Genomic DNA, 13,948 nt, shown 5'->3' on the forward strand with positions numbered 1-13,948 from the left:
GGTGCTCCCTGGATGCGACGTTCTGCGGTCGGTGCGAAGACGGCGCGCCGGCTCCCGAACGGGTCGGGGAAGCCGGCGCGCCGTGGTGTGGGTCAATCTTCGCGCAGATCCTCGAAGAGCGCTGTCGAGAGGTAGCGCTCTCCCGTGTCGGGGGTGACCACGACGATCTTCTTGCCGGCGTTCTCGGGCCGCGCGGCGACCTGCAGGGCTGCCCAGACGGCGGCGCCGCTGGAGATGCCCACGAGGATGCCCTCCTTCGCCGCGAGGTCGCGCGAGGTCGCGATGGCGTCCTCGAACTCGACGGTGACCACCTCGTCGTACACCGTGGTGTCGAGGATCGGCGGCACGAAGTTCGGGCCGATGCCCTGGATCTTCGCGGGGCCGGGCGTGCCCGTCGACAGTAGCGGCGAGGCGGCCGGCTCGACGGCGACCACCTTGACGTCGGGCTTGCGCTCCTTGAGCACCTGGCCGACGCCCGTGATGGTGCCGCCGGTGCCGACGCCGGCGACGAAGATGTCGACGTCGCCCTCGGTGTCGCGCCAGATCTCCTCGGCCGTGGTCTTGCGGTGGATGAGGCGGTTCGCCTCGTTCTCGAACTGCTTGGCCAGGATCGCTCCGGGCGTCTCGGCCGCGATGCGCTCGGCCTCGGCGACGGCGTTCTTCATGCCGCCGGCGGGATCGGTGAGGACGAGCTCGGCGCCGAAGGCCTTCAGCAGCAGGCGGCGCTCGACCGACATCGAGGACGGCATCGTCAGGATGACCTTGTAGCCGCGCGCGGCGCCGACCAGGGCCAGCGCGATGCCGGTGTTGCCGCTCGTGCCCTCGACGATGGTCCCGCCGGGCTGGAGCGCACCGGACGCCTCTGCGGCGTCGACGATCGCGATGCCCAGACGGTCCTTGACCGACGAGCCGGGGTTGTAGAACTCGAGCTTGGCGTAGACCTCGGCGCCGGCGCCGTCCGTCACGCGGTTGAGGCGGACCAGCGGGGTGTTGCCGAAAGCAGCGGTGATATCGGAGTGGATGCCGGACATGTCGGGCCTTTCGCGGGGTTCACGACGGATCGAGCAACAGCCTAGGGCGAGCCGTTTTCTGTGAGTCCTACTGTGACGAACGCCTGGTGGTGCGCGGGTACTCTTGCCCGCCTCCTCGCTCCTCGCTGCGTCCGGGGCACTCGTCCGCCGGGCCTAGAGTTGATGCGGTCATGGCTCCTTCCGACGATTCCCCTCCGCTGTCCCAGGCCCTGGGTCGCGCCGCCGCGCGCCTGGCCGAGGCGGGCATCGCCGACCCCGCCGTCGATGCCGAGCTGCTCGCCGGATTCGTCCTGGGCGCCGAGCGCGGGGGAGTCCAGGCCGCCGCGATCCGCGGCGACCGTCTTTCCGCCGCCGACGCGGTCCGGCTCGACGAGCTCGTGGCCCGCCGCGCCACGCGCGAGCCGCTGCAGCACATCACGGGCACGGCGCCCTTCCGTCACCTCGAGCTGCGCGTCGGTCCCGGCGTCTTCGTGCCCCGCCCCGAGACCGAGGTCGTGGCACAGCTGGCCATCGACGCGCTCCGGGCCGCGGCATCCGCTTCTCCGATCGCCGTGGATCTCGGCACCGGCAGCGGCGCGATCGCGCTGGCCATGGCGACCGAGGTGCCGCACGCGCAGGTGTTCGCCGCCGAGAACTCGGTCGACGCGTTCGTGTGGACGAAGGAGAACTTCGCCGCCGTCGGCGCCGACAACGCCCGTCTGGCGTTCATCGACCTGGCGCACGCCTTCCCCGAGCTGGACGGCACGGTCTCGGTGGTGGCGTCCAACCCTCCGTATGTTCCGGATGCCGCCATCCCGCGCGACCCCGAGGTGCGCTTCTTCGATCCGGCGGCCGCGCTGTACGGGGGAGAGGACGGCCTGGACGTGGTGCGGGTGCTCAGCAAGGTGGGCCTGCGGCTGGCGCACCCCGGCGGCACGATCGTGATCGAGCACGGGGAGTGGCAGGGGGAGGCGATCCGCGGCATCCTCACCGCCGACGGCTGGCGCGCCGCCGCGACCCATCCCGACCTCACGATGCGCGATCGCGCCACCACGGCGCTGCGGCCCTGAGGGGGCGTCCCGGTCCTCGCCGCGAAAGCCCAGGGCTGCGCAACTAGACTGTCGGGCGACATGTCCCCCATCTTCGACTGCCGTGACGAGGCGCAGCTGCTCACCGGCATGCGTCAGGCGCGCCAGGCCATCGGCCGCGGCGAGCTCGTCGTCATCCCCACCGACACCGTGTACGGCGTGGCCGCCGACGCCTTCGACCACCAGGCGGTCGCGCGCCTGCTCGCCGCGAAGGGCCGCGGGCGCCAGTCGCCGCCGCCGGTCCTCGTCGCAGGCCTCACGACGCTGCGTGCGCTGGTCGCCGAGGTGCCGGAGCCCATCGAGCGTCTCGTCGAGGCGTACTGGCCGGGCGGACTCACGATCGTGCTGCCCGCGCAGCCGTCGCTGTCGTGGGATCTCGGCGAGACCCGCGGCACCGTCGCGGTGCGCATGCCCGCGCACCGCATCGCCCTCGAGCTCCTCGAGGAGACCGGCCCGCTGGCGGTCTCCAGTGCGAACCTCACCGGCATGGCGGCGGGCATCACCGCCGAGGACGCGCAGGGGATGCTGAAGGACAGCGTCTCGGTGTACCTCGGCGACGGCCCGTCCAAGACCGGCATCCCGTCGACGATCATCGACGCGACGAGCCTCGTCGGCGGTGAGGAGCCGCTGGTGCGCGTGCTGCGCGAGGGCGCCGTCAGCCGCGAGCAGCTGCGCGAGGTGCTGGGCGACCTGCTCGAGCCGGATCCCGGCACCGAGCCGGCGGCCGACACCGAGCCGGCGGCCGACGCCGAGCCGGTTGCCACCGCGGACGAGACCGCGGACGTCTCGGTGGCGGGTCCCGACGCGGACGCGCAGCCCGAACCCGGCGACTCGTGAAGCAGTACGTCTTCACCATCCTGCTGACCGCGGCAGTCACGTTCGTCCTGTCCTGGGTCGTGTGGCGGCTGAGCCTGAAGTACAAGCTGTACCCGGGCATCCGCGAGCGGGACGTGCACAAGACGCCCACGCCGCGATTGGGCGGCGTAGCCATGTTCCTCGGCGTGCTGACGGCGTTCGCCGTCTCGTCGCAGCATCCGTACTTCTCGATCGTGTGGGCACACCCGCAGCAGATCTACGCGCTCCTGGGCGCCACCGCGCTCATCGTGGTGATCGGCGTGCTGGACGACCTGTGGGACCTCGACTGGATGATCAAGCTCGGCGCGCAGTTCCTCGCGGCCGGTGTGATCGCCTGGTTCGGACAGTTGCAGATCTACACGCTGCCCGTGGGCGGCATGGCGATCTTCTCGAGCTGGGTGAGCTTCACCCTCACCGTGTTCTCGATCGTCGTCGTGATGAACGCGGTCAACTTCATCGACGGCCTGGACGGCCTGGTCGCGGGGGTCTGCCTCATCGCCAACGGCGTGTTCTTCGCCTACTCCTACATGGTGGTGCGCGACACCGGCCAGAGCACCTTCTTCACGCTCGCGTCGTTCATCGCCGCCGTCCTGATCGGCGCGTGCATCGGATTCCTGCCGCTGAACTGGAGCCCGGCGAAGCTGTTCATGGGGGATGCCGGCGCCCTCATGCTCGGTCTGCTCATGGCCTGCTCCGCGATCTCGCTCACCGGCAACTTCAATCCCGCCATGTTCGCCGACAACGACTCGTTCGGCCGCTCGCAGCTGCTCGGTGCGTTCATCCCGATCCTGCTGCCGGTCGTGGTGGTGCTGCTGCCGCTCCTGGACTTCGGCCTGGCCGTCGTCCGCCGCATGAGCAGGGGCAAGTCGCCGTTCTCACCCGACCGCAAGCATCTGCACCACCGCATGCTCGACATGGGGCACTCCGACCGCGACGCCGTGCTCATCTTCTACGCCTGGACCGCCCTGGTGAGCCTGTCGGTGCTGCTGATGTACATCGGCACGACCCTCGAGTGGCCGGGCGACTACCTCTTCGGCGTCGTCTACGGCGCGGTGGGCATCGCCGCGTGCCTCGTCGTGACGCTGATGCCCTCTCGCCGCCGGCTCGCCGAACGCGCCGCCGCATCCCGTACCGCTTCCGAGCCCGATCCCGCGCCCGCACAGGAGGACGCCCGATGAGCCCCAGTCCCGTATCCAGCACCCCGATCCTGCGCACCGTCCTGGTGTGGTCGGGAGCGGTCACCGCCGGCCTACTGATCGTCGGCGGCCTCGTCGGCTTCCTCGTCGCCGGCCTCGACGGCCTGTGGAGCGCCCTGGCGGGCGTCCTCATCGCAGCGCTGTTCCTCGGGATCACCGCGGCCAGCATCCTCATCGCCAACCGCTGGTTCGGCGACGCGCTGTACGTCCCGATCTTCTTCGGGATCGTGCTGGGCGGATGGCTGCTGAAGTTCGTCGTCTTCCTCGTCGCGCTGTTCGTACTACGCGATCAGCCCTGGATCGTGGGGCCGGTCTTCTTCCTCGCGCTGGTGGCGAGCGTGCTCGCATCGCTCGTGATCGACGTCATCGTGCTGCTGCGCATGCGGGTGCCGGTCGTGGACGTCGAACTGCCGACGGATCCGGAAGCGGGGGAGCGAACGGACGAAGCGTCCGAAGCCTCCTGATTCCGCCTGCGGGCGGATTCAGCCACCTCACAAGTTTGATAGGCTGGACGAGCGCCCGCCCGCTCGCCTTGTGAGCGCCTGCGGAGTGACGCTCACCGACCATCGTCGCAACGGTTTTACACCGGTGCCCCGAAGCTGGAGCCAGCGCTGTCTATTCATGCTGCGACCCTGATCGCCCCCTTTGCCACGGATGAACCGCCCGTGTTCCACGGTCCGTCCATCGACGAGTTCTTCCCCGAGGTCCTCTTCAATGCGTTCGGAGTGATCCCGGTCACCCGGATCCACCTGATCCAGTTCCTCGCGACGCTCGCCGTCATCGTCATCTTCTGGCTCGGCACGCGCCGCATGCGCGTCGTCCCCGGCCGGTTCCAGAGCCTCACCGAGATGGGCCTGGACTTCGTCCGCGTCAACATCGGCGAGGACCTGCTCGGCAAGAAGGACGCCCAGCGCTTCCTGCCGATCCTCACGACGATGTTCTTCATGATCCTGTTCATGAACCTGACGGGCATCATCCCGTTCCTGAACATCGCGGGAACGAGCATCGTCGCCGTGCCGCTGACGCTCGCGATCGTGAGCTACGTGACGTTCATCTACGCCGGCATCAAGAAGAGCCCGAAGAACTTCTTCAAGAACTCGCTCTTCCCCTCGGGCGTGCCGTGGCCGATCTACATCATCGTGACGCCGATCGAGCTCATCTCGACGTTCATCATCCGGCCGGTGACGCTCACCCTCCGACTTCTGATGAACATGATGGTCGGCCACCTGCTGCTGGTGCTGTTCTTCGCCGCCACGCAGTTCTTCATCTTCGAGATGGGCGGCTGGTGGAGCCTCCTCGGCGCGGGCAGCCTCGCGTTCGGCTTCGTCTTCACCCTGTTCGAAATCCTGGTGGCGGTCCTCCAGGCGTACGTCTTCGCTCTCCTCACCGCGGTCTACATCCAGCTCGCGGTCGCCGAAGAGCACTGATACGGGACGGCTTGACAGCCGCCCACAACCGAAAGGAAACACCCCCGTGGACGCAACTACGGTTCTCGCAGCTGTCGAAGGCAACGTCGCGACGATGGGCTACGGCCTCGCCGCCATCGGCCCGGCCATCGGCGTGGGCATCGTCGTCGGCAAGACGATCGAGGGCGTCGCTCGCCAGCCCGAGCTCGCCGGTCGCCTGCAGGTGCTCATGTGGATCGGTATCGCCTTCACCGAGGCGCTCGCCTTCATCGGCATCGCGACCTACTTCATCTTCCAGTAAATCGCCGATCCACAGTCCTAAGGAGACAGGATGCTGAACGCTCTTGTCGCGTACGCGGCGGAGGAGGGGACGACTCACAACCCCCTCATCCCCGCCTGGTACGACATCATCTGGTCGTCGGTCTGCTTCATCGTCATCCTCGTCATCTTCTGGAAGGTCGCCCTTCCCAAGATGAAGACGCTGCTCGACGAGCGCTCGGCTGCTATCGAGGGCAACATCGCGAAGGCCGACGAGGCCCAGCGCAAGGCCGAGGCCGCCCTCGAGGAGTACACCGCCCAGCTCGCAGACGCGCGCAAGGAGGCCGGTGAGATCCGCGACGCCGCCCGTGAGGACGGCAAGAAGATCGTCGCCGAGGCGAAGGACACCGCTTCGGCGGAGGCCGCTCGCCTGACCTCGACCGCGCACGCGCAGATCGAGGCCGAGCGCCAGAGCGCACTCGTGTCGCTGCGCAGCGAGGTGGGCACGCTCGCCCTCGACCTCGCGGGCGGCGTCATCGGTGAGACCCTGTCCGACGACAAGAAGGCTCAGGCCGTCGTCGACCGCTTCCTCGCCGAGCTCGAAGAGTCCGAAGGGGCCAAGGCGTAATGGGCAGCGCGACCACTCAGGCCCTGGCGGCGACGACGGCGGCGCTCAGCGCCGCGTCGGGCGTCGACCTCGACGTCGCCGGCGAGCTGTTCGCCGTCGCGCGCGCCGTGGGCGACTCGTCGCAGCTGAGCGGCGCGCTCGCCGACTCCGCCGCGCCGACCGAGGCCCGCCGCAAGGTCGTCGCCGACGTGTTCGGCGCGGCCGTGAAGCCCACGACGGCTTCGCTGCTGGCCACGGCCGTCGCGCAGCGCTGGTCCTCGTCCGACGACCTGGTCGACGGCATCGAGGACCTCGCGGTGCGTGCCGTGGCGATCGCCGAGACGGACGCCGACGTGGAGGCCGAGCTGTTCGGCTTCTCGCGCGCGGTCGCCGACAACCCCGAGCTGGAGCTCGCGCTGGGCAGCCGCCTGGGCGACGCCGCCGCGAAGGGCGAGCTCGTCGAGAAGCTGCTGAAGGGGCGCGCGAGCGCGGGGACGACGCTGATCGCGGCATCCCTCATCCAGCAGCCTCGTGAGCGCCGCGTGCGTCAGCTGCTGTCGCGCGCCACGAAGGTCGTCGCCGACCAGCGCGGCCGCGCCGTCGCGACGGTCGTCGCCGCGGCACCGCTGAGCGCGGCGCAGAGCGAGCGGCTCACCGCAGCGCTGACCAAGCGGTACGGCACGAAGGTGTCGCTGAACACCATCGTCGACCCGACCGTCGTGGGCGGCATGCGCGTGCAGATCGCAGACGACGTGATCGACGCCAGCGTGTCGTCGCGTCTGGCCGACCTCCGTCAGCGGCTCGCCGGCTGACACAGACTTCCCGCCTCCGCGGAGATTTCGGGGCCGAGGCCCCATGAACGAAGGAAAACAATGGCAGATCTCTCTATCAGCCCCGACGTCATCCGTGACGCGCTGAAGGACTTCGTCGCCGCTTACGAGCCCACGGGCGCTGCGGCGACCGAGGTCGGCACCGTCGTCGACGCCGCGGACGGCATCGCCCACGTCGAGGGCCTGCCCGGTGTCATGGCGAACGAGCTGGTGACGTTCGAGGACGGCACGCAGGGCCTCGCCCTCAACCTGGACGAGCACGAGATCGGTGTCGTCGTGCTCGGCGACTTCGCGGGCGTCGAAGCCGGCAAGCAGGTCACCCGCACGGGTGAGGTGCTGTCGGTCGCCGTCGGCGACGGCTACCTCGGCCGCGTGGTCGACCCGCTCGGCAACCCGATCGACGGACTCGGCGAGATCGCCACCGTCGGCCGCCGCGCCCTCGAGCTGCAGGCGCCCGGCGTCATGCAGCGCAAGTCGGTGCACGAGCCGCTGCAGACCGGCATCAAGGCCATCGACGCCATGATCCCCGTCGGTCGCGGCCAGCGCCAGCTCATCATCGGCGACCGCCAGACCGGCAAGACGGCCATCGCGATCGACACGATCATCAACCAGAAGGCCAACTGGGAGTCGGGCGACGTCAACAAGCAGGTGCGCTGCATCTACGTCGCCATCGGCCAGAAGGGCTCGACGATCGCGGCCGTGAAGGGCGCGCTCGAGGACGCCGGCGCGCTGGAGTACACCACCATCGTCGCCGCCCCGGCATCCGACCCCGCCGGCTTCAAGTACCTCGCGCCGTACACCGGTTCGGCCATCGGCCAGCACTGGATGTACGAGGGCAAGCACGTCCTCATCATCTTCGACGACCTGTCGAAGCAGGCCGAGGCCTACCGCGCCGTGTCGCTGCTGCTGCGCCGTCCGCCGGGCCGCGAGGCGTACCCCGGCGACGTCTTCTACCTGCACTCGCGTCTGCTCGAGCGCTGCGCGAAGCTCTCGGACGAGCTCGGCGCGGGCTCGATGACGGGTCTGCCGATCATCGAGACCAAGGCCAACGACGTCTCGGCCTACATCCCGACCAACGTGATCTCGATCACCGACGGCCAGATCTTCCTGCAGTCCGACCTGTTCAACGCCAACCAGCGTCCCGCGGTCGACGTGGGCATCTCGGTCTCGCGCGTCGGCGGTGACGCCCAGGTCAAGTCGATCAAGAAGGTCTCCGGCACGCTCAAGCTCGAGCTGGCCCAGTACCGCTCGCTCGAGGCGTTCGCGATGTTCGCCTCGGACCTCGACGCGGCCTCGCGTCGCCAGCTCGCCCGCGGTGCGCGCCTGACCGAGCTGCTCAAGCAGCCGCAGTACTCGCCGTACCCGGTGGAGGAGCAGGTCGTCTCGATCTGGGCCGGCACCAACGGCAAGCTGGACTCGATCGAGGTCGAGGACGTGCTGGCGTTCGAGCGCGAGCTGCTGGACTACCTGCGTCGCAACACCACCATCCTCGACACGCTCCGCGACACGAACGTCCTGGACGACGACACGGTGGCCGAGCTGGCGAAGAAGACCGACGAGTTCATCCTCGAGTTCCAGGCGGGCAAGGGCCAGGCGATCGCCAAGCCCGGCCACGAAGAGGTCGCAGCCGCCGAGGCCGACGACGTGAACCAGGAGAAGATCGTCAAGGGCCGCCGCTAAGGCGGGCCTGGGACAACACCATGGGCGCACAACTCAGGGTCTACAAGCAGAAGATCAGCTCTGCTCAGACGACCAAGAAGATCACGAAGGCGATGGAACTCATCGCGGCTTCGCGCATCCAGAAGGCGATGGCGCGTGTGCGCGCGTCGTCGCCCTTCGCGCGGGCCGTGACGCGAGCCGTCTCCGCCGTGGCGACGCACTCGAACATCGATCACCCGCTGACCGTCGAACGCGAGACGATCCGCCGCTCCGCGGTCGTGATCTTCTCGTCCGACCGCGGTCTCGCGGGCGCGTTCAACTCGCAGATCCTCCGCGAGGGCCTCGAGCTCGCGCAGCTGCTGCGCCAGGAGGGCCGCGAGCCGGTGTTCTACCTGGTCGGTCGCAAGGCGGTGGGCTACTTCCAGTTCCGCCGCATGGAGGCCGCCGCGGAGTGGACGGGTGACACCGACACGCCGCACTTCACGACCGCCGAAGAGATCGCGGCCACGCTGCTGGACGCGTACGACCGCGGCGGCGAGGAGAACGGCGTCGACGAGATCCACCTCGTCTACAACCGCTTCGTCAGCATGATGACGCAGACGCCCGAGACGGTGCGCCTGCTTCCGCTGGAGGTCGTGGAGGCCGAGGAGGACGCGTCGGCGCAGGTGTACCCGCTGTACGAGTTCGAGCCGGACGCCGAGACCGTGCTCGACGCGCTCCTGCCGGTGTACATCCAGAGCCGCGTCTTCAACGCCCTGCTGCAGTCGTCGGCCGCCAAGCACGCCGCGACCCAGAAGGCGATGAAGTCCGCCAGCGACAACGCCGACAAGCTCATCACCGACTACACGCGCCTGCGCAACAACGCGCGTCAGGCCGAGATCACGCAGCAGATCGCCGAGATCGTGGGCGGCGCCGACGCCCTGTCGTCCGGCAAGTGATGCTGCGCACCCAGACCACACGAAAGAGAAGAAGCCATGAGCCTCACCGCTGACAAGACCGAGACGGCGGTCGTCGGGCGCGTCGCCCGCGTCACCGGCCCCGTCGTCGACATCGAGTTCCCGCACGACTCGATCCCCGACATCTACAACGCGCTGAAGACGACGATCACGATCGGCGACGAGTCGACCGAGATCACGCTCGAGGTCGCTCAGCACCTCGGTGACGACCTCGTCCGCGCCATCTCGCTCAAGCCGACCGACGGCATGGTCCGCGGCCAGGAGGTGCGCGACACCCACGGCCCGATCACGGTCCCCGTCGGCGACGTCACCAAGGGCAAGGTGTTCAACGTCACGGGTGACATCCTGAACGCCGCTCCGGGCGAGACCGTCGAGATCACCGAGCGCTGGGGCATCCACCGCCAGGCGCCGTCGTTCGACCAGCTCGAGTCGAAGACCGAGATGTTCGAGACCGGCATCAAGAGCATCGACCTGCTCACCCCGTACGTGCAGGGTGGAAAGATCGGCCTCTTCGGTGGTGCGGGCGTCGGCAAGACGGTCCTCATCCAGGAGATGATCCAGCGCGTCGCGCAGGACCACGGTGGTGTGTCGGTGTTCGCCGGTGTCGGCGAGCGCACCCGTGAGGGCAACGACCTCATCGGCGAGATGGAGGAGGCGGGCGTCTTCGACAAGACCGCCCTCGTCTTCGGCCAGATGGACGAGCCGCCGGGGACGCGTCTTCGCGTGGCCCTCTCGGCCCTGACGATGGCGGAGTACTTCCGCGACGTGCAGAAGCAGGACGTGCTGCTGTTCATCGACAACATCTTCCGCTTCACGCAGGCCGGTTCCGAGGTCTCGACGCTGCTCGGCCGCATGCCCTCCGCGGTGGGCTACCAGCCGAACCTCGCCGACGAGATGGGTGTGCTGCAGGAGCGCATCACCTCGACGCGCGGTCACTCGATCACCTCGCTCCAGGCGATCTACGTCCCCGCCGACGACTACACCGACCCGGCGCCGGCGACGACGTTCGCGCACCTCGACGCCACCACCGAGCTCTCGCGTGAGATCGCGTCGAAGGGTCTGTACCCGGCCATCGACCCGCTCACGTCGACCAGCCGCATCCTGGACCCGCGCTACATCGGTGAGGACCACTACCGCGTGGCCACCGCCGTGAAGCAGATCCTGCAGAAGAACAAGGAGCTGCAGGAGATCATCGCGATCCTCGGTGTCGACGAGCTCTCTGAAGAGGACAAGATCGTCGTCGCCCGCGCGCGCCGCATCCAGCAGTTCCTCTCGCAGAACACCTACATGGCGAAGAAGTTCACCGGTGTCGAGGGCTCGACGGTTCCGATCAAGGAGACCATCGAGTCGTTCGACGCCATCGTCAAGGGTGACTTCGACCACGTCGCCGAGCAGGCGTTCTTCAACGTCGGCGGCATCTCCGACGTCGAAGAGGCGTGGGCGCGCATTCAGAAGGAGAACGGCTGATCATGCCGCTCAACGTGAGTCTCGTCTCCGCGGACGCGGAGGTCTGGTCGGGAGAGGCGTCGCTCGTCGTCGCCAAGACCGTCGAGGGCGAGATCGGCTTCATGACCGGTCACGAGCCGGTGCTCGCGATCCTCGCCGAGGGTCAGGTGCGCATCACCGAGACCTCCGGCACGAAGATCATCGCCAACGCGCAGGACGGGTTCCTGTCGATGGAGGGCGACGACCTCACGATCGTGGCCGGCAACGCCGCGCTGATCTCCTGATCCACCACCATTCGCACTCGGCCGGTCCCTCGCGGGGCCGGCCGAGTCGTTTATCCCACCGGAGTGCCATGCTGATCCTTCTGCCGCCGTCGGAGACGAAGCGCGCCGGCGGGGGCGGTGCGCCGCTGGACGTCGCCGGCCTCGCCCTGCCCGAGCTCGCCCCGCAGCGTCGGCAGGTCGTCGAAGCCCTGGTGGCGCTGTCCGCCGACGAGGACGCCGCCGCCCGCGTGCTGAAGCTCGGCCCGAAGCAGCGCGCCGAGGTCGCCGTGAACGCGGCGCTGCCCGAGGCTCCGACGATGGCCGCGATCGACCGCTACACCGGCGTGCTCTACGACGCGCTGGACGCGGCGTCCCTCCCCGCCGTCGCGCGCCGCTGGCTCGGCGCGCACGTGCTCGTCCACTCCGCGCCGTTCGGCCCGGTGGCGGCGCTGGATGCGATCCCCGCGTACCGGCTGGGCGCCGGCACGTCCCTTCCCGGGGTGCCGCCGCTGCGGCGGCTGTGGGCGGATGCCGCCACCGGCGCATTCGCGTCGCGCGAGCCGCGCTTCGTGCTCGACCTGCGCTCGGAGGCGTACGTCGCGCTCGGGCCCGTCCCATCGGGGGCGGCCTCGCGCTACGTGCGCGTCGTGAGCGAGGGCTCGGACGGTGCCGTGCGGGCGCTCAATCACTTCAACAAGCACGCCAAGGGTGCGCTCGTGCGCCGGCTCGCCGAGGACCGCCCGCGCATCGGCTCAGCGGCGGGCTTCGTGCGATGGGCGGATGCCGCGGGCCTGCGCGTGCGCGAGTCCGCGGCCGGGGAGCTCGAGCTCTTCGCCTGAGCGCGGCATCCCCGGCGCGTTCAGCGCTTGGTGTGCTGGGCGGTGCGCTCGGTGTTCTCGGCGATGGCGATCAGCGCGACGACGGCCTCGATCACGAACCGCAGCAGGATGATCGCGAGGAACGTCAGTACCGGCACGATGATGATCGTCGCCACCAACGCGCTGATGCCGGCTCCGGGGTTGAACCACAGCACCGAGATGCCGCTGAGGATGCCCCCGACGAAGTACACGATGAACCCGATCCCGATCGCGATCAGGCCGACGAGGTAGAAGACGCTCGCGAGGCGACGCGTGATGAAGGTGCGGAACGACAGGTCGAACAGCGCGGCGAAGAACCCCTTGCCGACGGCGGAGATCTCGCCCTCGACGGTGGGGACGCCGGTGTCGTCCGGGTCGGCGGCCGATGCGCCGAGCGGGGCGCGGGCTGCCTCCGCCGCCGGCTGCGCGGGTACCGGTGGGGGAGTGAAGGCGGGCGGGGTCTGATCGGTCATGGCGGCCTTTCGGTCGAGGTTGTGCTCAGGCTATCCACCGGCGCCCGAGGGGGCCATCCCCCCAATCCGGCGTCAATGCTGACAGGAAGCTGAGAGCGTCGCTAGCATGTGACGAGCGGAGCAGGGGCTCCGTGGGCGCGTCCGCATGCGCCCGGATCGACTCTCTCGGAGGTCGCACATGGACTACAACGACGGCGGCGGTGCTGGGGCGCTCATCGCCTGGCTCGTGCTCGCACCCTTCTTCTTCCTTCTCGCCATCGCCGGCTACGTCATCGGCTCGTGGTTCCTGATGAAGGTGTTCGACAAGGCCGGAGTGCAGGGCCGCTGGCGCGCGTGGGTCCCGGTGTACAACACGCTGATCTTCGTCAAGCTCGGCGACCTCAACCCGTGGTGGCTGCTCGTGCTGTGGGGTGGCGTGGCCGTGCTCGGCTGGGTCCCCGTCATCGGCTGGCTCATCGGCCTCGCCGCGTTCCTGTATTCGCTGGCCGCCGCCTGGCGCGTCGGTCTGAAGCTGCAGAAGGAAGCCGTCTGGCTCATCCTCTACTTCTTCCTCGCGATCGTCTGGCTCGGCATCAACGCCTTCGACCGCTCGCGCTGGAACACCGCGATCCCGGCCGCCCCGTGGGCCGGCAACTTCCTCGCCGACAAGACCGTGTGGGCGGGCGTTCCCAGCCAGGTGCCGGCCGGCGGATACCCGGCCAACCCTGCCACCACTCCCGGCTACGGCGCCCCCGCGGGCTACCAGCCCCCGGCCGGATACGCCCCTCCGCCTGCGCCTCCCGCCGGCTACTCGGCTCCGCCCGCGCCGCCTGCTGCTCCCGTGCCGCCTGCGGCCGCTCCGCAGCCTCCGGTGACCCCGCCGGCCGCGACGCCGCCCGCCGCCGAGCCGCCGGTGACACCGCCGGCGCCGCCGGCCGCGACGCCGCCGGCCGCGACGCCGCCTGCCGCCGAGCCGCCGGCCGCCGAGCCGCCGGCACCGGAAGAGCCCCGGCCGTAGCACGCCACGACAGCCCCTCGCCCCGCGGCGGGGGGCTGTCGCGTGCG

The 13,948-nt window shown here is 69.5% G+C and carries 16 protein-coding genes; 14 read left to right on the forward strand and 2 right to left on the reverse strand.

Going from position 1 to position 13,948, the window contains the following annotated elements; genetic code table 11:
* Positions 1 to 92: 92 nt before the first annotated feature.
* On the reverse strand, positions 93 to 1,031 hold the full coding sequence (gene cysK / locus AC1DDU_RS13275; protein WP_477434830.1) for a cysteine synthase A: 939 nt from the start codon (positions 1,029 to 1,031) through the stop codon (positions 93 to 95).
* Positions 1,032 to 1,201: 170 nt separating this feature from the next.
* Here cysK and prmC point away from each other — a divergent pair, with 170 nt between their 5' ends.
* From prmC to AC1DDU_RS13340, 13 genes are all read left to right on the forward strand, one after another.
* Positions 1,202 to 2,080, forward strand: a complete 879-nt coding sequence (gene prmC, locus AC1DDU_RS13280; RefSeq protein ID WP_477434832.1) for a peptide chain release factor N(5)-glutamine methyltransferase — start codon at positions 1,202 to 1,204, stop codon at positions 2,078 to 2,080.
* A gap of 60 nt (positions 2,081 to 2,140) precedes the next feature.
* Entirely contained in the window at positions 2,141 to 2,935 is a 795-nt protein-coding gene (locus tag AC1DDU_RS13285; protein WP_477434834.1) for an L-threonylcarbamoyladenylate synthase, read from the forward strand.
* Positions 2,932 to 4,131 carry an MraY family glycosyltransferase gene (locus AC1DDU_RS13290; RefSeq protein WP_477434836.1) on the forward strand — a complete coding sequence of 400 codons (1,200 nt, stop codon included), beginning with the start codon at positions 2,932 to 2,934 and terminating at the stop codon, positions 4,129 to 4,131. The genes AC1DDU_RS13285 and AC1DDU_RS13290 overlap by 4 nt, the downstream gene beginning before the upstream one ends.
* Positions 4,128 to 4,613, forward strand: a complete 486-nt coding sequence (locus AC1DDU_RS13295; protein WP_477434838.1) for a hypothetical protein — start codon at positions 4,128 to 4,130, stop codon at positions 4,611 to 4,613. The genes AC1DDU_RS13290 and AC1DDU_RS13295 overlap by 4 nt, the downstream gene beginning before the upstream one ends.
* Before the next feature lie 201 nt (positions 4,614 to 4,814).
* Positions 4,815 to 5,576 (forward strand): F0F1 ATP synthase subunit A, encoded by a 762-nt coding sequence (gene atpB / locus AC1DDU_RS13300; RefSeq protein ID WP_477434840.1) that lies wholly within the window; start codon positions 4,815 to 4,817, stop codon positions 5,574 to 5,576.
* A gap of 46 nt (positions 5,577 to 5,622) precedes the next feature.
* Complete coding sequence (atpE, locus tag AC1DDU_RS13305) at positions 5,623 to 5,856, forward strand: ATP synthase F0 subunit C (RefSeq protein ID WP_477434842.1); 234 nt, start codon at positions 5,623 to 5,625, stop codon at positions 5,854 to 5,856.
* A 30-nt stretch (positions 5,857 to 5,886) separates the two neighbouring features.
* On the forward strand, positions 5,887 to 6,441 hold the full coding sequence (locus tag AC1DDU_RS13310; RefSeq protein ID WP_477434844.1) for a F0F1 ATP synthase subunit B: 555 nt from the start codon (positions 5,887 to 5,889) through the stop codon (positions 6,439 to 6,441).
* Positions 6,441 to 7,232 carry a F0F1 ATP synthase subunit delta gene (locus AC1DDU_RS13315; protein WP_477434846.1) on the forward strand — a complete coding sequence of 264 codons (792 nt, stop codon included), beginning with the start codon at positions 6,441 to 6,443 and terminating at the stop codon, positions 7,230 to 7,232. The genes AC1DDU_RS13310 and AC1DDU_RS13315 overlap by 1 nt, the downstream gene beginning before the upstream one ends.
* Before the next feature lie 60 nt (positions 7,233 to 7,292).
* A complete protein-coding gene (gene atpA, locus AC1DDU_RS13320) occupies positions 7,293 to 8,930 on the forward strand; it encodes a F0F1 ATP synthase subunit alpha (RefSeq protein WP_477434848.1) in 1,638 nt (545 codons plus the stop codon).
* 20 nt (positions 8,931 to 8,950) lie between these two features.
* Entirely contained in the window at positions 8,951 to 9,847 is an 897-nt protein-coding gene (locus AC1DDU_RS13325) for a F0F1 ATP synthase subunit gamma (RefSeq protein WP_477434850.1), read from the forward strand.
* Between the two features lie 36 nt (positions 9,848 to 9,883).
* The gene (atpD, locus tag AC1DDU_RS13330) at positions 9,884 to 11,332 is read left to right on the forward strand and encodes a F0F1 ATP synthase subunit beta (RefSeq protein WP_477434852.1); all 1,449 of its coding nucleotides are present in this window, start codon (positions 9,884 to 9,886) and stop codon (positions 11,330 to 11,332) included.
* A 2-nt stretch (positions 11,333 to 11,334) separates the two neighbouring features.
* Positions 11,335 to 11,595, forward strand: coding sequence for a F0F1 ATP synthase subunit epsilon (locus AC1DDU_RS13335; RefSeq protein WP_378811590.1), 261 nt, complete (start codon positions 11,335 to 11,337; stop codon positions 11,593 to 11,595).
* Positions 11,596 to 11,663: 68 nt separating this feature from the next.
* Positions 11,664 to 12,413: a YaaA family protein gene (locus AC1DDU_RS13340; RefSeq protein ID WP_477434854.1), complete on the forward strand. Its 750-nt coding sequence runs from the start codon at positions 11,664 to 11,666 to the stop codon at positions 12,411 to 12,413.
* A 20-nt stretch (positions 12,414 to 12,433) separates the two neighbouring features.
* On the opposite strand, the gene AC1DDU_RS13345 is transcribed toward AC1DDU_RS13340, so the two are convergent.
* A complete protein-coding gene (locus tag AC1DDU_RS13345) occupies positions 12,434 to 12,904 on the reverse strand; it encodes a DUF4282 domain-containing protein (protein WP_477434856.1) in 471 nt (156 codons plus the stop codon).
* A 178-nt stretch (positions 12,905 to 13,082) separates the two neighbouring features.
* On the opposite strand from AC1DDU_RS13345, the gene AC1DDU_RS13350 reads away from it, so the two are divergent.
* Positions 13,083 to 13,901 carry a large exoprotein gene (locus tag AC1DDU_RS13350; RefSeq protein WP_477434858.1) on the forward strand — a complete coding sequence of 273 codons (819 nt, stop codon included), beginning with the start codon at positions 13,083 to 13,085 and terminating at the stop codon, positions 13,899 to 13,901.
* Positions 13,902 to 13,948 lie beyond the last annotated feature (47 nt).

It is taken from the genome of Microbacterium sp. 05T445 (assembly GCF_056395865.1).